Below are 17341 nucleotides of genomic sequence, written 5' to 3'. Positions count from 1 at the left end.
CCTGTAAATTTGCAAGAAGTCCGTTGAGATAAGTTAACGGATAATTCTCTGTTGAATATTGTACTACTTTCTTCGGCAAATGCCTAGTAAAAAAGCTTAAGCGAAATTGCCTAACGAAAATATCCTTTGCTAATTATACTAAATAGTTTGAAAATGTAAACCTTTTTTACTTATTTTTTATTGCGGTAAGTATTTATATATTTTTTCTAGTAATTTTTGATGACTACGGCCATCTTTTCTTTGTAAAAATGAAACTAAATCACTAGCAAAACTGTCAGGCTCATCAATATATTGGTTAATTTTAGGGTAAAGACTGCCTAATACCAAATTCACTTCTCCCAGCATTAATGGCAACTGACTTGGACTATTGTGAAATTTGCTTCCAATGCTAGAAATAATTTCACGGTACTTAGGTTCTTTTTCTAGAAGCAGTGTATTCGCCGGAATAAAGCTCTCCATCTGGCCTATTACCCAAATTTCAAACTTTTCTTCAAGTCCCAAGCGAACTAGATCTTCACAAAGTGACAACCTAACAGCAAAATCTGGCGTTGGATCTAATAAGACGCTTCGTGCAAAAGCTTTAAAATTAGGCAGGTTTAACTTATGTAAACTTTCATAATCCAACTGAGTAACCTGTTCTCGTTGTTTAAAGTTTTGCATAATCTGCCGCTGTTTTTCTTCAGAAGCTGGTTTTACCTTTTCTGATAAGTCCACTCCAACAAGATTTTTTAGTTGTAGAGCTTCAATAAAAAAATTATTTTTAGCTAGAATTTGACAGTAACTTTTAAATACTCGCTGATCAGAAAAAAGATCAGGCTCCTCTTTAATTAAAGCATATGCCTGATCTTCTTGTTTATTAGCGCAATAGAGTTTGCAGAGTTTCAAAATAACGTCCAATGAATGCTCTCCACGTAATGCTTCTTCTAGATTTTGAATAGCTGCTTCGAGATCTCCCTTACGCTCATCTTCTTCAGCAAGTTTCAATAAATTTTGTTGGCTTACTGATGTCATTTTTAGTCTTTCTTATTACTTTCTTTTTTCTTATTTATTTTTGTTTTTTTATTTTCGTCTTTGGCATGGTTCTTATTGTCATTTTGTGCTTTTTCATTGCGTTTCTGCATAGCACGATGACGGTTTTGATTTACTTCCATGACCACGGGCAAGATCACTGGACGACGGTTAGTTTTCTTGTATAAAAACTTCTCCAAATCACCGCGGATATCTTGCTTCAATTCAGTCCAATCAAACTTTTTGTGTTCAAAATTGGCCTGAATTGCTTTTTTAATTACATCAATTGAATCACTCATCAACTGGCGATTAGCCTTGATATAGACGAAACCACGACTAGTGACTTTTGGCTCTGCAATAATCTTTTTCTTCTTACGGTCAATTGTAACAACCGCAATAAAGATTCCGTCATCTGATAGGACCTCACGATCACGTAGCACAATATTACCAACATCACCAACACCAGAACCGTCGATCATGGTATCTTCACCTGGTACTGGGTCAGTTAAGAAGAAACGCTTCTGCTTAAAGTCATATTCAAGACAGTCACCATTCTTGGTAATATATATATCTTTAGGATTCATTCCAGCTTTAATAGCCAAATCACGTACTACTTCAAGTAAACGATATTCACCAATTACTGGAATTAAGAATTTTGGCTTCAAGGTTGTAATCAAAAGTTGCAGATCACGACCAGTTGCATGCCCACTAGTATGTATATTTCTGCCTAACTGGATAACCGTACCGCCAGCCTTATATACCAAATCACTGGTTTCAGCTACCATCGTTTCAACCGCATGTGACGGAGTAGTTGCAATAAAGACCAAATCGCCCTTATGAATCGTAATCATACTATGACGCTTCTTAGCCATTTTTTGTAATGAGTTAAGTGGTTCACCCATACGCCCAGTCTCTAATATAACTGTCTGCTCATCTGGCACAGTCTTCAGATCCTTAACTCGCATCAACAAGCCTTCAGGCACATCTAAATAGCCTAATTTCATTGAAGTTCTAACAATCTTAGCTAGATCGCGGCCAGTTAATAAGACGCGTTTCCCTGTTGCTGCTGCAGCATTTAAAACTTCTTGAACACGATTCAAGTTAGAGGCTTTAGCAGCTACGATAATTCTGCCTTTAGCATTTCTGAAGACATTAGTCACAAATTTACCAATATCTTGTTCAGATGCATTAGGGAAAGATGCTTCTGCATTAGATGAATCACTTAAAAGCGCTAAAACGCCCTTTTGTTCAATTTCAGCTAAGCGATCCATATCAGTCCGATAATTTAACGCAGCTGTTGGATCAAATTTAAAGTCACCAGTATAAACAATTTCACCTGCTGGTGTATGTACATCTATTCCAAGTGAATCAGGAATTGAGTGTGTCGTATGGAAGAATGAAATACTTGCATTCTTAAAATCAATTTCAGTATCTGCATCGATTACGTGGAACAAACTATTCTTACGGCGTTTGTTTTCGCGTTGTACTTCAATTTTAGCAAGTTCGATACTCAATTGTGAACCAAATACTGGAATATCGTATTTACGCAAAATGTATGGCAATGCACCAATTGAATCAGCATGCCCATGTGTTAAAAAGATACCTGCTACTCGATCTCCGTATTGTTCAAAGAAATCAAGGTCAGGAATTACTACATCGATACCAAATAAAGAACTATCAGGGTACTTTAATCCGGCATCAAGAACAAAAATTTCATCATTAACTTGAACAGCAAACATGTCTTTACCCTGTTCACGCACACCGCTCAAGATCATAATTTTGATTTGATCAGCCATTATATTTCCTTTTCTATCTAATTTTTAATTCTTATGGATCTATCGATCTCAACGTAAAAATAATCTGTTTCAATTTTAGCATAAAGAATAAAATTATGACAGAGACAAAAAAAGCCAGCCTTTTCGGCTAGCTTCATTATTCAATATTATGTGAAAATTAACGACGAAGACCTAACTTCTTGATCAATTCACGGTAACGGTTAATGTCGTTGTTTTCAAGGTAACGAAGCAAGTTACGACGGTGACCGATCTTCTTAAGCAAACCAACGTATGAGTGGTGGTCATGCTTGTGACTCTTCATGTGATCAGTCAAGTTGTTGATATCAGCAGTCAAAAGAGCAACTTGAACTTCAACAGAACCAGTGTCACCTTCGTGAGTTGCGTATTCCTTCATAATCTTTTCTTTTTCAGTCTTTGAAATTGCCATAGTTAAATTCACCTTTCATTAAATAATTGCCGTTAACAACGTTTATCGTCGGCGTGAACAAATAAACAGCGTTAGCGGTTCACAACAGTCTTAATCATACACATTATTTTTTAAAAAAGCAAGCGGAAATTATCTTGCATCCGTGATATTTCTTAAGTATAATGGATGAAGTAAATTTCTAAATCATTGGAGGTGAATTTCATGCCACAAATCAAATCAGCTATCAAACGTGTTAAGACTCAAAACGCTACTAACGAACGCCGCGCTTCTGAATTAAGCAAGTTAAGAACTGCTATCAAGAAGTTTAAGAACGCTGTTGAAAGTGATAGTAAGGAAGACGTCTCCAAGTTGCATTTAGAAGCTGAACGTGCTTTGGATAAGGCTGCTTCAAAAGGCTTAATCCACAAGAACAAGGCTGCTCGTGACAAGAGTCGTTTAAACAAGTTAGCAAACAAGTAAATCTTACTTATTACTAATAATAAAAAGAGGAGATCTGCAGCGATCTCCTCTTTTTGTATACTCTTAGACATTTAAGATAAATAATTTCAAAAAATTATCTTCACGGTAAGTTCCATTTTTATATTTAAATTCTAAGTCGATTGCATCCCTTAATAAATTTTCTAGCTTGTCTATCTTCAACCGATTACGTAGGGCTAACTTAACCCTATAGGGATGAACGCCTAATTCTTTTACAATTTGTGGTTCGCTACGACCTCTTTGTGCTAAGATTTTAACGACCAAAATCAATTCTAATTGATTTTCAAAGACCGCTAATAATTGAATTGGATTAGTCCCTTCACGTAATTGATTATCTAAGCGCTCAACTGCTTCACGGTAATTCTTATCTAAAGCCGACTCCAAAATAGCGAAAATATTTTGTGCTAGGGACAAATCTACATTTTGCATTACTGATTTTTCAGTAATTTTGTTATCGGTAGCTACCATTTTTAGCTTTTGATAATTGCTTAAAATAGTGTCAATTACCTGATCACTTCGCTCAATTAGCAGCTGTAAAGCTGACTGTGTGATTATATATCCCTCATCTTTGATCAAGGCTTTAGTCGTTGAAGCAACTTCATAGGGCCTAATTTGTGGCTCAACCACATTGAATTGCTTTAGAACAGTTTTAGTCAGTTTTTTACGCCTATCAATTTTTTCATAAGAAGCAACAATTACTACTACATCTTCTAAATCAGCTAAGTTTTCAAAAATTTTTTGTAAGTCATCAATTTGTTTCTGTAATTTTTTAGATACCTTAGCTGTTAAAAAGAAAGGATTTTTGACTACAATAAATTTCTGTTCACTAAATAAACTGGATTCAGTTAAGCTCGCAATCAATTCATCTAAGCCATCGCTTTCGCAATCGACAGTCACGTGCTCCAAATCTTTAAAGCGATCTTCCTTGGCATATGATCTCACCAAGTAATCATTGAGAAAGTCATCTGCACCCCAAATTAAGGTATGTGGATTATTGTTATTTGTATTTTTAAACAAAGAAAGTAAGGTCATTTTTTATCCCGCTTTAAAAAGTAACTAAATCTAGGACTTTGCAGTCCGCCATAATACCAGCTAATCATACCACAGTCTTGCGTTGAAACCCATGGTATTTGTTGTTGAGTTAGTGTCGTTAGCGTCTCTTGATGGGGGTGCCCGAACCTATTTTTTCGACCAGCAGAAATAAAAACTTGCTTAGGATGGATTGCACGTAAAAAGTCTGGATTGGATGATGTTTTACTGCCATGATGACCCAATTTAAAATAATCTACCTGAAGTTTCATCCTCTGCATAATTTCCTTTTCACCATCTTGACCTAAATCTCCTGTAAACAACCAGTTCTTATTCGCTACTCTAAAAAGCAAACTCAGGGAATCTTCATTCTTTCCTTCTCCTGCTTGATATGGATAAACCACATTAAATGTAATCTGCGGTTCTTTCACCTGCATTCCTGCAAGTAACTCCACTAATTTGGTATCTTTTACACGACCATCTAATCTCTTTTGAAAAGATGGATTCTTAATTAGTCCTTCGGCCATAAATAATTTCTTAACATTAACCTGCTCTAGTAATGGTCCTAAATCACCAACGTGATCGGCATCTTGATGCGAAACAAAGACTCCGTCAATCGTATTAATTCCCTGACTTTTCAAAAATGGAATAGTAATTCGATCAATCTGAGGTGTCTGCTTTTTGCCACTAAAGTTTAGTTTCCCACCAGTATCAATTAAATATACCTTGCGAGGAAATGGCGTAGTCACTAGAATACTATCTCCTTGGCCCACATCAATGAAGGTTACTTGCCCTCGCAAAGGAAAATGAATCATGCTGAAGAAAATTACATACAAGCTCAACAAGCCCACCATAATTTTCTTACTATTAAAGCGCCAGTTAACTTTTTCTCTTAAAGAAACAATCAAAATAATCGTTACTATTAATAGCAACAGACACTGCCACCAATTAATTTGCCCAAAAGTTAGTAGTCCCAACTTAGTAGCAGATAATTGCCCAATGATTTTCTCACCTAATTCAAGCACTTTTTCTAATACCGGAGCAAAATCTTTAGTCAGACCAAACGTCACAATATTGAAAAAAGCAATTGGTAAAACTATCCAATTGAAATATGGCACTACTAACATATTAAAAATTACAGTTAAAAAATTGACCTGATAAAAGAAAAGCAATAGTAATGGCGTTAATAAAATATTTAACAAAATTGCTTGTTTAAAACTGCCAAACTTATCAGTTAACTGTAAACCCAATGCCAAAATATAGCTCAATAAGGCTCCAGTTGCCAGAAATAAACGCGGTACTACTAAAAGATGTAAAATGCAGGTCAATCCCAGCAGATCTATCGACGCAACATGATATTTCTTAAACTTACAAATTTTGCCTAAAAAGTAGGTTAAACTCGCTCTTACAAAGCCGGCTTGACCATTGCTTAGAAAAATACCTAGCAATAAAACCAATGTACAGCAGACAAAAGTTTCTTCATCCGTCAGTTTCAAGTTAAAACAAAATACGCTAATTAATAAGACATAGATTCCAACATGTAAGCCTGAAATGCTTAACAAGTGAATAACACCCAAATCTCGATAATTATTTAGTATTTCTTGATTTTCTTGAGCATTATTTTCACCCAAGATTAATTCACTAGCGAAAAAGCCTAACAACTGTGGCATCTTGGCAAAATAGTTCTGCAATTCAAAACGTAATTGATGCAATTGATCCCCAAAATCAGTAATCGGTAATAGCTTCATTTGACAACTACTGTATTTCAATTTTTGGTAAATTTGTTTTGCCTGATAATAATTCTGAAAATTAAACTCACCAATATTAGTTGCTGGCTCAATTGAATTGCATTCCCCATTAATTTCTGTCACTAAAACAGGGTTCCCATGCTTAAGCAGTTCTTTTTGAGCATCTGTTACCTTGCCACTAATTAAAATTTTACCTTGAGCAAAATTACCCACACCTGTTAAGTAGTCGTCTTTAATTCTTACCTGATCAGGGTAAATTCTTAATTGGCTCTGCTGGGTTAAAACAAAATTGGTTTTTGATTTACTTAAAAAAATTAGTAATAGAAATGCCCCAACTATTAGACTAACTATTTTTAAACTAACTCGATATTTTTGTACTAACAGTAGCAAAAAGTAACCCAGAAAAAATAAAGCTACTATTTTTTGCACCATTGTTGTACAAGAAAAAGCCAAAAAAGAGATTGTAATTAGCAACAAAGCGGTTATTAAGTAAAAGCCAACTTCATTTTTAAACAGCCAATTGATCTTTAAGGCTCGCAAAAGTCTTTTCTCCTATTCCCGATACCTGCATTAAATCTTCTATCTTTTTAAAAGAACCATTTTGTTCACGATAAGCAATAATCTGTTCTGCCTTTTTTTGACCAATTCCAGTTAACTTTTGTAGTTCCGTTACATTAGCAGTATTTAAGTTGATCTTAGTGCCATCCCCTTGATTACTTGGGCTACTGCTACTAGTACTCCCATTATTTTGACTATTATCAGCTGATCCTGCAGTTGCCACATTTTCAACCTTTTCACCCTTGTAAGGAATATGAATTTTATCTTGATCCTTAAGCAAAGTAGCGCGGTTAATAGCTTTTAATTGTGCTCTAGCAGTAGTACCTCCAGCCGCCTCAATTAACTCCTGCAGACGAGCACCATTTTTCAATGTATATACTCCCTGATGCTTCACCGCACCGGAAATATCACAAGTTACAGTCTTAGAAACGGTTGTTGAACTACTGCTAGTCACTGCATTAGTATTAGTGGTTGCACCTGAACTACTAGTGCTAGACTGCATAACTTGATCCTGCACTGCAGCAGCATTTTCTTGATGATCCCCTTTCTTTAATCCATAAAATCCAACTACAAGAATTATTGCACCAATGAGATATACTTTTTTCTCAAACACAAATTCTTTTATTTTTCCAAAATTCATAAAAATCACCTCTACTATTTATTACGCAAAAAAAGCCCAGAATTTTTTCTGGACTTCAAATTTTTTTGAATTTTTTTAGTAGTGTGTCTTTAGATAGTTTAATGCATCATCAAAAGTGCTCACAGGGACAATTTTCATTTTGGTGTGAATTTTCTTTGCGGTTCTCTTAGCAACTGCATAATTAGTTTCACTTTTCTTCACACTGGTTGAATCAGTCGGCGCAAAGAAGACCTCTGCACCTTCTCTGCTAGCAGCTACCACTTTTTTATCAACGCCACCAATGATTCCTACTTTTCCAGTAGGTGAAATCGTACCTGTTCCCGCAATCTTATGTCCCTTACTTAAGTTCTGCTTGGTAAAGACCTCATAGCTTTCAAGTGTAAACATCAATCCGGCTGAGGGGCCACCGATTTCGCCAGCGTTAATTTTTAACTTAGGCTTAGTTTTCACAACTACATGCTCAACTAATTGAATCCCAATTCCTGGCTTATTAGTACCCTTTACTTTAACAATTTTGCCAGTAAAGTGTTTCTCTTGCTTACCACGCAAAACTGAGATTGTTACTCGTGCACCAATCTTTTGTTTACGCAAATAATTCATCATCTCTTCAGTTGACCTGAAACGATGCCCGTTTGCGCCTAAAACGGTATCACCAATTTGGAGCTTATTTTTAAAACTAGAATTTTTCTGGACTTCCATCACATAAACGCCTAGATATTTTAAGCTATGCTGTTTACCTGCTTTTTTAGCTGCATAATAAATTGCATTCTGCTGACTTGTTTCCATATACCAGTTTTGCAACTCATTATATTGAGCACTAGTTTGACCTCCTAGCAGCTCCTTGCTTGATACACGCTCATCATAGGGACGAGTAAAACTCCATAGATATTGCAAAACCGGAGCCGGCCGACTAGTTACGCTAACTGTCACCAAATAAAAATTATTCGGACGTTTATTTGATGACTTAATAAACTGGCCCACGGGCATTGCCTCACCAGGATATTCAATATAATAATCGGTCGGCCAAACAGCAAGTACCACTAATAAAACAAGCGCAATTAGTGCCAAGAGCCAATTACGCAAGTGCTTTTTCGATTGATTGTTTTTCTTATTATTCATGTTTTAGCTTCTCTCTCAATGCAATCGCTGCTTTTTTAGGTAAAAACAGACTAACATCTTCATCAAAACGAGCTAATTCCTTAATCATGCTTGAAGCTACAAAAGAATTTTCTGGACTCGTAAAAAGCAAAACTGTATTCACATCTGGAGCCAATTTTTTATTAATCCCAGCAATCTCCTGTTCATAGCGGAAATCAGCACTGTTGCGTACACCGCGCACCATAACTTTAGCATGCAATTCATGTGCTAAATTTACGGTTACTTCTTCCGGTCTTTCTAGCACTTCAATATTAGGTATTTCCCTTAGTGCATCCCTGATTAGATCAGCACGTTCTTCAGGCGTAAACAAGTATTTCTTAGCTGTATTGGTCATCGCAACTACATATACTTTATCAAAAATTTCAGCAGCCTTTTTAGCGGTCTCCACATGCCCATTAGTAATCGGATCAAAACTCCCTGGAAATAAAGCGATTGTCATTATTAGTCCTTTCGATAAATCCTCACAATTGTTTTTCCTAAATGGTGTTCTTTGATCAATGAAAAACCAGTAATTTCACCCAGTTCTGTATGATCATCAGTTTCTGCCACCACAATTGCATGATCATTAAGTAGGTTCGACTTTACCATCTGCAACATGTCCTTAGCGATTTTTTCTTTGGCATAGGGCGGATCAAGAAAAACTAGATCAAACTTTTCATCATTCTCAGAAAATAATTTTAATGCTGCAGAGCTGCGCATATTATAAACATTAAAACGCTGCTCTTCCTTAGTTAAAGCAACATTTTTCTTAATAATTGTACAAGCAGCATGATTAATATCAACCAGACTCGCATGGTCACAGCCCCTTGAAACAGCTTCAATTCCTAAGGCACCACTACCAGCATATAAGTCTAAAACATTACCACCCTGAAAAAATTGTCCCAATGAATTAAAAAGGGATTCTTTCACCTTATCACTGGTTGGTCTTGTCCGATTACTTTTCAAAGTAAATAAATTTCTTTTAGCATATTTCCCTGAAATAATTCTCATTTTAGTTGATTCTCACTTTTTTCTTGTTCAAGTTGCAATTTCTTTTCTGCTTTTTGGGCCATCTCAGCTAATTGATTTTCAATATGTTGGCTATCCAAATTTACTTCTTCTTCAGCTGAAATTTCGACATGATTAACAAAATCCAAATGAGCAATTTGTCCTTTGATTTCATTGCATTCGTTGCGATTAACATAAAGAACACAATATTTCATTTTTTTAGAAAAATAAACAATGTCACCAAAATGGCGCAACTTATATTGATCACTAACTGATTTTAAATAAATAATCAATGCTACCCTTTTAATTAAGTGGGTACTTTCAATTTCTTTATTGATACTCATGCAACTGTTTCATCCTTTTCTTGTAACATTTTTTCATTTGCTGAAACGTTCAGTACTAAACCAATCGCAGCAGTCAAGACAATCATTGATGAACCACCATATGAAATAAATGGCAGCGTAACCCCCGTAATCGGCAACAATCCTAGTACTGCACCGATATTAAAGAATGCTTCTGTAAAAATAATAGTCGTCACGCCAAAGCAAATTAATGCGTCGAATTGAGAAACCGCGTGAACCCCAACTTCCATAATCTGCCACATCAAATAAAAGAGTAATCCAACCAATAAAATTGTCAGAATCACACCTACTTCTTCTGCTGTAATGGATAAAATAAAGTCGGTATACGGCTCTGGTAAGTAACCTCGCTTTTGCATACTATTACCTAGTCCTACGCCAAATAATCCCCCATTGTGGATTGCATAATAAGAGTTAACTAGCTGGGCCCCACCTTTTTGCTCTAATTCAAAGGGATGCAAGAACGACATTAGTCGTTGGAATTGATAACTTCTTTGTAAAAATCCAGGATTCCAGGCAACTACAATAAGAAATACAGCTGCCACTAAGATCACAATCCCAGCTAACCAAGTTAAAGCTAATTTAGTTGGAACCCCTGATACTGAAAACATTACCAAAGTGATCATAAATAAAATTGCTGTCCCACCAAAATCAGGTTCAACAATAACCAAGCACATTAAAAAAGCCGCCAAAATTGCTGGGTGTGACAAATTATGTTTGATCTTACCCTTGACTAATTTTCCATCTCTTCTGTCTAGTACATATGCCAAATAAATGACCAGAGCCAATTTAGTAACTTCTAGTGGCTGCAAATTGATAAAGCCCAAGTTAATCCAACCTACAGCACCATTAACTGCCGCACTACTGCCATGAGCAAAACGTAGAAATACTAGCCATCCTAGCATAAGTATACAAATTAATAAAAATCCCCCTACAAATTTTGGATTTTTAAATACTTTGATTCTTAATGCAAAAAACGGAATCCCAAACAAAAAGAAAGCTACTATAGCATAGATTGCTTGCCGTATCCCATAGACATTTGGCTTAAATCCATTAACTAATAAAATATCTGAACTAGCTGAATATACCAAAATTATCCCAACCACTACTAAAATAAGATAGGGAATAAAAATCTGGTAATTAAGATAACGTAATTTTCGACGCACAAGCGTTGCCCCTTTATCTAAATAATACTTTTTTCATTATAAAACAAAAAGATCATCACTTCTATCAAGTGACGACCTTTTAAAATTTATTAAACTATCTTAGTTAGCACGGTTACGCTTCTTATCAGCCTTTTGACGTTCTGAAGTGTTCAAAATCTTCTTACGTAAACGAATAGATTCGGGAGTTACTTCACAATATTCATCATCATTTAAGAATTCGATAGCTTCTTCAAGAGTCAACGTTCTAGGAGTCTTAATAGCAGCAGCGTGGTCCTTACCGGCAGCACGAGTGTTAGTTAAGTTCTTACCCTTAGTTACGTTAACAGCAATATCACGTTCACGTGATGATTGTCCAACAATCATACCTTCGTAAACTTCAACACCAGCACCGATGAATAACTCACCACGTTGTTCTACTGATTGAAGTGAGTAAGTAGTTGATTGACCTTGGTTAATGGATACCAATGCACCATTACGACGACCTGGGTTCCAGTTCTTTACTACTGGCTTATATGCTTCAAAGGTGTGGTTCATGATACCATATCCACCAGTTTGTGACATGAATTCATTATTGTAACCAATCAAACCACGTGATGGAACTAAAAATTCAAGACGAGTTTGACCATTACCAGTTGATTCCATATTCTTCATCTCACCTTTTCTTTGTGAAAGTGAGTCAATAACAGAACCAACATATTCATCTGGAGTATCGATTTGTACTGATTCAAATGGTTCGCACATAGTACCATCAATTTCACGGTAAATAACCTTAGGACGTGAAAGTTGTAATTCGAAGCCTTCACGACGAAGTTCTTCAACCAAAATTGAAAGGTGAAGTTCACCACGACCTGAAACAGTCCAAGCGTTCAATTGATCAGTTGGTTCAACCTTCAAAGAAACATCGGTACGAGTTTGACGAATCAAACGATCTTCAAGCTTCTTAGGAGTTACTTGATCACCTTCACGACCTGCAAATGGTGAATCGTTGGCAACAAAGTCCATTTGAAGAGTTGGTGGATCAATCTTAAGAAGTGGCAATGCTTCTGGATGTTCAGCTGATGCAATAGTTTCACCCACGTAGATATCATTAATACCACTAATGGCAATAATATCTCCAGCCTTAGCTTCCTTAATTTCGTTACGTTTCAAGCCAAAGTAACCAAATAACTTAGTAACACGGAAGTTTTGAGTTGAACCATCACGCTTCATAACAGTGATGTTGTCACTAACTTTAACCTTACCACGGTAAATTCTACCAACACCGATACGACCAACATAGTCATCCCAATCAAGCATGGTGATTTGGAATTGTAATGGCTTATCAGAGTTGTCTACTGGAGCAGGAATATTCTTAATAATGGTATCAAAGATTGGATCCATAGTTTCCTTTTGAGTACTTGGATCTGGATCATATGATGAAGTACCATTCAAAGCTGATGCATAAACAACTGGGAAGTCAAGCTGTTCATCGTTGGCACCTAATTCGATGAAAAGTTCAAGTACATCATCCAAAACCTTCTTAGGACGAGCGCCTGGACGGTCAATCTTGTTTAAAACAACGATAGGTTTTACGCCAGCTTCCAAAGCTTTCTTTAAAACGAAACGAGTCTGTGGCATTGGACCTTCATAGGCATCAACCAAAAGCAATGCACCGTCAACCATGTGCATAACACGTTCTACTTCCCCACCAAAGTCAGCGTGACCTGGTGTATCCAAGATGTTGATAGTAGTATCCTTATACTTAACAGCAGTGTTCTTAGACAAAATAGTAATACCGCGTTCACGTTCAATGGCATTTGAGTCCATAGCACGATCTTCCAGATTCATGTGTTCTGGCAAAGTATCAGATTGCTTCAATAATTGGTTAACCAAGGTAGTCTTACCGTGGTCAACGTGGGCAATGATCGCAATGTTTCTTAGATCGTCTCTTCTTTTTTCTGACAAAAGTATTCCTCCCCACTCTTCAATAAAAAAACTGTGACTCTGTCACAGTTTCGGTAACGCATTAGCGCCTTATCGAAGTGCTTTTCTTAAATCTGTATAGTTACGTTAGTGAATTTTACCACCTAACTGCATACGGGTCAACGCTTAACAATCAAGTTAACCCTGGATTTTTTTATGCAAAAACAAGCAAAAACTATTAAACTATGGTAAAAATATAATGTAGATAATAATTTTTAAAAAGGAGTAATTATTTTGATCTTAATGAAAGATATCGTACGTGACGGTGATCCCGTCTTACGTCAAGTTGCCAAGCCTTTAACATTTCCACTTAGTGATCACTATAAAAAATTAGCTGATGATATGATGCAATACTTAATTGATTCACAAGATCCTAAGATTGCTGAAAAGCACCAATTAAGAGCAGGCGTTGGCCTAGCCGCACCTCAAGTAGGTGAAGGTGTACAAATGGCTGCACTTTTAGTTCCTGATGATCAAGGCAAAATTATCTTTAAAGAAGTTTATGTTAACCCAGAGATTGTCTCTGAATCTGTTCGTCAAGCTTGTCTTAGCGAAGGTGAAGGTTGCCTTAGTGTTGATGAAGTTATTAATGGTTACGTTCCCCGCCCTGATAAATTAACCATTCATTACTACACCGTTGACGGTGAAGAAAAAACCATTCGCTTAAAGGATTACCCAGCAATTGTTTCTTCTCATGAAATTGATCACTTAAATGGTCACTTGTTCTATGACCGCATTAATAAGCAGGATCCATTCGCACTTAAAGAAGATACAGTCGTAATTTCTTAATTGTTATTTAACCAAAACAAAAGCCTGCATCTGCAGGCTTTTTTGTATAAAAAAAGTCACTGGTTAACTAGGCCAGTGACTCATACATTGGGAATTAAGAAGATTGAAGAGACTTCTTATAACGAGCAAATGAATTTATTAATCATTTACTACATGATTATCGTACAACTGATGTTATTTTACGTCAATAACATTGACCAAATTTAATCGGTAAAAATCAAAAGAAACATAATTATATACTTAACTTTATAATTATGATAAAATTTTTATAGCTATTGAGTAATTTTTACTCTACATTGAACGTTTATACATTAATAAGGAGAATCATTTATGATCTACAAAGTTTTGTATCAAAAAAACAAGATTGTCAATCCTCGTAGAGAAACTACACAAACTCTTTACATGGAAGCAGACAACATGGTCGAAGCAAGAAGTATGGTTGAGGACAATACCCCCTATAACATTGAACTCATCCAAGAATTAACTGGTAATTCGTTAACTTACGAAAAAGAACATGCTGACTTTAAGTTAACAACGTTCGACAAGAAGTAATAAAGAGTGCGAATTAAAAATAATGAAGTAGCCGTTTATGCAATCGGGGGTTTGCATGAAATCGGCAAAAATATGTATTGTGTTCAGTATCAGGATGAAATTATCATCATGGACTGTGGTATTAAATTCCCCGAAGATAACCTATTAGGTATTAATTACGTTATTTCAGACTATTCTTACCTAATCAAGAATCGTAAGAAAATCAAAGCTCTTGTGGTTAGTCACGGACATGAAGACCATATCGGTGGTATTCCATTTTTGTTAGAAAAAATTCCTGAAATTCCTGTCTATGCGACACCATTTGCCCTTTCATTAATTAGAGGCAAATTGGAAGAACACGGAATTTTAAAGACAACTGAACTACACGAAGAGCATGAGGATACTGTTTTGAAGTTTAAGAAACTTTCCGTTTCTTTCTTTAGAACTACTCACTCTATTCCTGATACTTTAGGTATTGCCGTTCATACACCACTCGGTGCCGTTGTCTTTACTGGTGACTTTAAGTTTGACTTAACACCAGTAATGGATCAACCTGCACCAGATTTTCAAAAGATGGCTCAATTAGGCAATGAAGGTGTACTTGCTCTTCTCTCAGATTCAACTAATGCTGAAGTAACACAATTTACTAAGTCTGAACGATTTGTAGCTAAGTCACTACATAATATCATCACTGGAATCCACGGTAGAATTATTTTTGCCACTTTTGCATCTAATCTTTATCGTGTATCAACTGCTATTCAAGCTGCAATTGATACCGGTAGAAAGGTTGCAATTTTTGGACGTAGTATGGAAAATGGCGTTGATAATGGGGTCGACTTGGGCTACTTAAATTTGCCTAAGGATCTAATTGTTGACGCAGATGAGATCAACAAACTACCACCTGAAAAAGTAATGATTTTATGTACTGGTTCTCAAGGTGAACCATTAGCCGCTTTATCGCGAATTGCTAATGGTACTCATCGTCAAATCAGCTTACAACCTGGTGATACAGTCATCTTCTCCTCTAACCCAATTCCAGGTAACACATTAAGTGTTAACCACTTAATCAATAAGTTAATGGAAGGCGGAGCCGATGTTATTCACGGAAGAGTAAATAACGTTCATACTTCCGGACACGGCGGCCAAGAAGAGTTAAAGATGATGGTTCGCTTAGTTAAGCCTAAGTACATGATTCCTGTTCATGGTGAGTACAGAATGCAGGTTATTCACACCCAGCTTGCTCAACAAGCCGGTGTACCCGCTGAAAACACTTTTGTTTTATCTAATGGTGAAGTTGTCTGCTTTGGCCCTGATGGCGCTAGAATCGCAGGACATATTCCTGCAGGTGACGTTTACGTTGATACTTCTGGTACTGCAGACGTTGGCAACGTTGTTGTTCATGATCGTCAAATTCTTTCTGAAGAAGGTTTAGTTGTTGCAGTTGCTACAGTTGATTATAAGCACAAGCGAGTCTTAGCTGGTCCTGATATTCTCAGTCGCGGATTTGTCTACATGCGTGAATCAACTGAGTTAATTAGTCAAGCGCAAAAGCATGTTTATCATGTGCTTAGAAATGAAATGGCTAAATCAAATAGACCAAAAGAAAGTGACATTAAAAAGGCGATCACCGAAAATCTTTCAGACTTCTTGTATTCCAAGACTGAACGACGGCCTATGATTTTACCAATCATTATCGAAAAGAAATAGTAAAAAGGACTCCTTAGGGAGTCTTTTATTTTAGAAAATGAACAATATGCATAAAAAAATTAAAGTTCAGTTATTAGTTAATGAGGTCGCTGGGAATGGCAATGCTATTAAAGCTGATAAAGAATTACAAGATATACTAAAAGAAATGAATATTCCTTTTAAGCGACAAAAAAGTCATTATCCTGGAGAATTAGTCGTTCTAGCACAAAATTACGCTAATTTACATCTCTCTTCTGAACATGTTTTAATCGTAGTTGGTGGAGATGGCTCCTTTAATGAAGTTTTAAATGGAATAAAGACTTCTAATTATCCTGAGACAGCTATTACTTATTTGCCTGCAGGAACAGGCAACGATTTTGCCCGTGGTGCTGGATTAACCGCAGATCCCAGGCAATTAATCAACAATTTGCTCCGAGATCCTGAACCGGAACAAGTTGATTGTGGTTTTTTCACATCAAATATTAAACAAATTCCTAAGGGTTACTTTGTTAATAATTTCGGTATTGGTTTTGATGCCTTTGTTGTTCATCAGAGTAATCATGAGCAATTAAAAAAACACCTCAATTACCTCAATTCTGGAAATATGATTTATGGCCTAAATATAATCAAGGCACTAATTAAGCAGGATACCTTTACAGTGACTGTTAAAACTAAAAACGAAACTCTTCGTTACGGAGATGCATACTTTGTCACTACTACTAACCATCCCTACTTTGGCGGTGGTTTTGCTATTTTGCCAAAAGCGGACATTTACAGTCACCATCTTGATACAGTAATTGTTGAAAAACCAAGTTTACGCAAGTTTCTCTGGCTTTTTGGTAAGCTGATCAAAGATGGTTCACACGTTAATGCACCGGAATTTCATTATATTGAAGCTAAAGAAATCCTAGTTCAAACCAATAAAAGTGAATATGCTCAAATTGATGGTGAAGATATTGAAAAGCAGCCCTTCAAAGTAGCATTTAAAGTTGAACATTTTAATTTATTAAAATAAGGAAG

At 36.1% G+C, this 17341-nt stretch carries 18 protein-coding genes; 6 read left to right on the top strand and 12 right to left on the bottom strand.

The genetic code is table 11. The features are described from left to right. Nucleotides 1-177: 177 nt before the first annotated feature. The 3 genes from CP363_RS01655 to rpsO form a co-directional block, all read right to left on the bottom strand. Nucleotides 178-1011: a tetratricopeptide repeat protein gene (locus CP363_RS01655; RefSeq protein WP_023488143.1), complete on the bottom strand. Its 834-nt coding sequence runs from the start codon at nt 1009-1011 to the stop codon at nt 178-180. A 2-nt stretch (nt 1012-1013) separates the two neighbouring features. Then, a complete protein-coding gene (locus CP363_RS01650; protein ID WP_023488142.1) occupies nt 1014-2804 on the bottom strand; it encodes a ribonuclease J in 1791 nt (596 codons plus the stop codon). Between the two features lie 157 nt (nt 2805-2961). Further along, nucleotides 2962-3231 carry a 30S ribosomal protein S15 gene (rpsO, locus tag CP363_RS01645; protein ID WP_005718887.1) on the bottom strand — a complete coding sequence of 90 codons (270 nt, stop codon included), beginning with the start codon at nt 3229-3231 and terminating at the stop codon, nt 2962-2964. Nucleotides 3232-3432: 201 nt separating this feature from the next. On the opposite strand from rpsO, the gene rpsT reads away from it, so the two are divergent. Then, complete coding sequence (gene rpsT / locus CP363_RS01640) at nt 3433-3690, top strand: 30S ribosomal protein S20 (RefSeq protein ID WP_005718885.1); 258 nt, start codon at nt 3433-3435, stop codon at nt 3688-3690. Between the two features lie 63 nt (nt 3691-3753). Here the strand turns inward: rpsT and holA are convergent, their stop codons facing one another. The 9 genes from holA to typA all read right to left on the bottom strand — a co-directional run bounded on the left by holA (nt 3754) and on the right by typA (nt 13297). Beyond that, nucleotides 3754-4740, bottom strand: a complete 987-nt coding sequence (gene holA, locus CP363_RS01635) for a DNA polymerase III subunit delta (protein WP_005718884.1) — start codon at nt 4738-4740, stop codon at nt 3754-3756. Continuing rightward, nucleotides 4737-7025: a DNA internalization-related competence protein ComEC/Rec2 gene (locus CP363_RS01630; protein WP_098035730.1), complete on the bottom strand. Its 2289-nt coding sequence runs from the start codon at nt 7023-7025 to the stop codon at nt 4737-4739. Before CP363_RS01630 ends, holA begins: the two co-directional genes overlap by 4 nt. Continuing rightward, the gene (locus CP363_RS01625) at nt 6994-7683 is read right to left on the bottom strand and encodes a helix-hairpin-helix domain-containing protein (RefSeq protein WP_098035729.1); all 690 of its coding nucleotides are present in this window, start codon (nt 7681-7683) and stop codon (nt 6994-6996) included. Before CP363_RS01625 ends, CP363_RS01630 begins: the two co-directional genes overlap by 32 nt. A 75-nt stretch (nt 7684-7758) precedes the next feature. Then, the gene (locus tag CP363_RS01620) at nt 7759-8802 is read right to left on the bottom strand and encodes a SepM family pheromone-processing serine protease (protein ID WP_013086172.1); all 1044 of its coding nucleotides are present in this window, start codon (nt 8800-8802) and stop codon (nt 7759-7761) included. Then, nucleotides 8795-9280, bottom strand: coding sequence for a pantetheine-phosphate adenylyltransferase (gene coaD / locus CP363_RS01615; RefSeq protein ID WP_005722811.1), 486 nt, complete (start codon nt 9278-9280; stop codon nt 8795-8797). Before coaD ends, CP363_RS01620 begins: the two co-directional genes overlap by 8 nt. Before the next feature lie 2 nt (nt 9281-9282). After that, nucleotides 9283-9831, bottom strand: a complete 549-nt coding sequence (gene rsmD, locus CP363_RS01610; RefSeq protein ID WP_005722810.1) for a 16S rRNA (guanine(966)-N(2))-methyltransferase RsmD — start codon at nt 9829-9831, stop codon at nt 9283-9285. Then, nucleotides 9828-10172 carry a YlbG family protein gene (locus CP363_RS01605; RefSeq protein WP_005718878.1) on the bottom strand — a complete coding sequence of 115 codons (345 nt, stop codon included), beginning with the start codon at nt 10170-10172 and terminating at the stop codon, nt 9828-9830. Before CP363_RS01605 ends, rsmD begins: the two co-directional genes overlap by 4 nt. Then, nucleotides 10169-11353 (bottom strand): FtsW/RodA/SpoVE family cell cycle protein, encoded by a 1185-nt coding sequence (locus CP363_RS01600; RefSeq protein WP_013086170.1) that lies wholly within the window; start codon nt 11351-11353, stop codon nt 10169-10171. Before CP363_RS01600 ends, CP363_RS01605 begins: the two co-directional genes overlap by 4 nt. Before the next feature lie 99 nt (nt 11354-11452). Further along, nucleotides 11453-13297, bottom strand: coding sequence for a translational GTPase TypA (gene typA / locus CP363_RS01595; RefSeq protein WP_098035728.1), 1845 nt, complete (start codon nt 13295-13297; stop codon nt 11453-11455). A gap of 252 nt (nt 13298-13549) precedes the next feature. On the opposite strand from typA, the gene def reads away from it, so the two are divergent. The 5 genes from def to CP363_RS01570 all read left to right on the top strand — a co-directional run bounded on the left by def (nt 13550) and on the right by CP363_RS01570 (nt 17336). Further along, nucleotides 13550-14104, top strand: coding sequence for a peptide deformylase (gene def, locus CP363_RS01590; RefSeq protein WP_005718875.1), 555 nt, complete (start codon nt 13550-13552; stop codon nt 14102-14104). 42 nt (nt 14105-14146) lie between these two features. After that, nucleotides 14147-14311 carry a hypothetical protein gene (locus tag CP363_RS01585; protein WP_013086169.1) on the top strand — a complete coding sequence of 55 codons (165 nt, stop codon included), beginning with the start codon at nt 14147-14149 and terminating at the stop codon, nt 14309-14311. A gap of 123 nt (nt 14312-14434) precedes the next feature. Next, nucleotides 14435-14656 (top strand): DNA-dependent RNA polymerase subunit epsilon, encoded by a 222-nt coding sequence (locus CP363_RS01580; RefSeq protein WP_013086168.1) that lies wholly within the window; start codon nt 14435-14437, stop codon nt 14654-14656. 6 nt (nt 14657-14662) lie between these two features. After that, nucleotides 14663-16342, top strand: coding sequence for a ribonuclease J1 (gene rnjA, locus CP363_RS01575; RefSeq protein WP_057726411.1), 1680 nt, complete (start codon nt 14663-14665; stop codon nt 16340-16342). A 46-nt stretch (nt 16343-16388) separates the two neighbouring features. Next, nucleotides 16389-17336, top strand: coding sequence for a diacylglycerol kinase family protein (locus CP363_RS01570; RefSeq protein ID WP_068813579.1), 948 nt, complete (start codon nt 16389-16391; stop codon nt 17334-17336). Nucleotides 17337-17341 lie beyond the last annotated feature (5 nt).

The organism is Lactobacillus sp. UMNPBX12 (assembly GCF_002553955.1).
Classification (GTDB): domain Bacteria; phylum Bacillota; class Bacilli; order Lactobacillales; family Lactobacillaceae; genus Lactobacillus; species Lactobacillus crispatus.
Note: the sequence above shows the minus strand (reverse complement) of the source record. Positions and strands in the feature narration are given on the sequence as shown.

Coding starts and splice junctions, on each gene's coding strand:
- rpsO (WP_005718887.1), bottom strand. CDS start 3,231: ATGGCAATTTCAAAGACTGAAAAAGAAAAGATTATGAAGGAATACGCA.
- CP363_RS01580 (WP_013086168.1), top strand. CDS start 14,435: ATGATCTACAAAGTTTTGTATCAAAAAAACAAGATTGTCAATCCTCGT.
- CP363_RS01655 (WP_023488143.1), bottom strand. CDS start 1,011: ATGACATCAGTAAGCCAACAAAATTTATTGAAACTTGCTGAAGAAGAT.
- CP363_RS01650 (WP_023488142.1), bottom strand. CDS start 2,804: ATGGCTGATCAAATCAAAATTATGATCTTGAGCGGTGTGCGTGAACAG.
- holA (WP_005718884.1), bottom strand. CDS start 4,740: ATGACCTTACTTTCTTTGTTTAAAAATACAAATAACAATAATCCACAT.
- CP363_RS01570 (WP_068813579.1), top strand. CDS start 16,389: ATGCATAAAAAAATTAAAGTTCAGTTATTAGTTAATGAGGTCGCTGGG.
- rpsT (WP_005718885.1), top strand. CDS start 3,433: ATGCCACAAATCAAATCAGCTATCAAACGTGTTAAGACTCAAAACGCT.
- coaD (WP_005722811.1), bottom strand. CDS start 9,280: ATGACAATCGCTTTATTTCCAGGGAGTTTTGATCCGATTACTAATGGG.
- rsmD (WP_005722810.1), bottom strand. CDS start 9,831: ATGAGAATTATTTCAGGGAAATATGCTAAAAGAAATTTATTTACTTTG.
- CP363_RS01605 (WP_005718878.1), bottom strand. CDS start 10,172: ATGAGTATCAATAAAGAAATTGAAAGTACCCACTTAATTAAAAGGGTA.
- CP363_RS01620 (WP_013086172.1), bottom strand. CDS start 8,802: ATGAATAATAAGAAAAACAATCAATCGAAAAAGCACTTGCGTAATTGG.
- CP363_RS01625 (WP_098035729.1), bottom strand. CDS start 7,683: ATGAATTTTGGAAAAATAAAAGAATTTGTGTTTGAGAAAAAAGTATAT.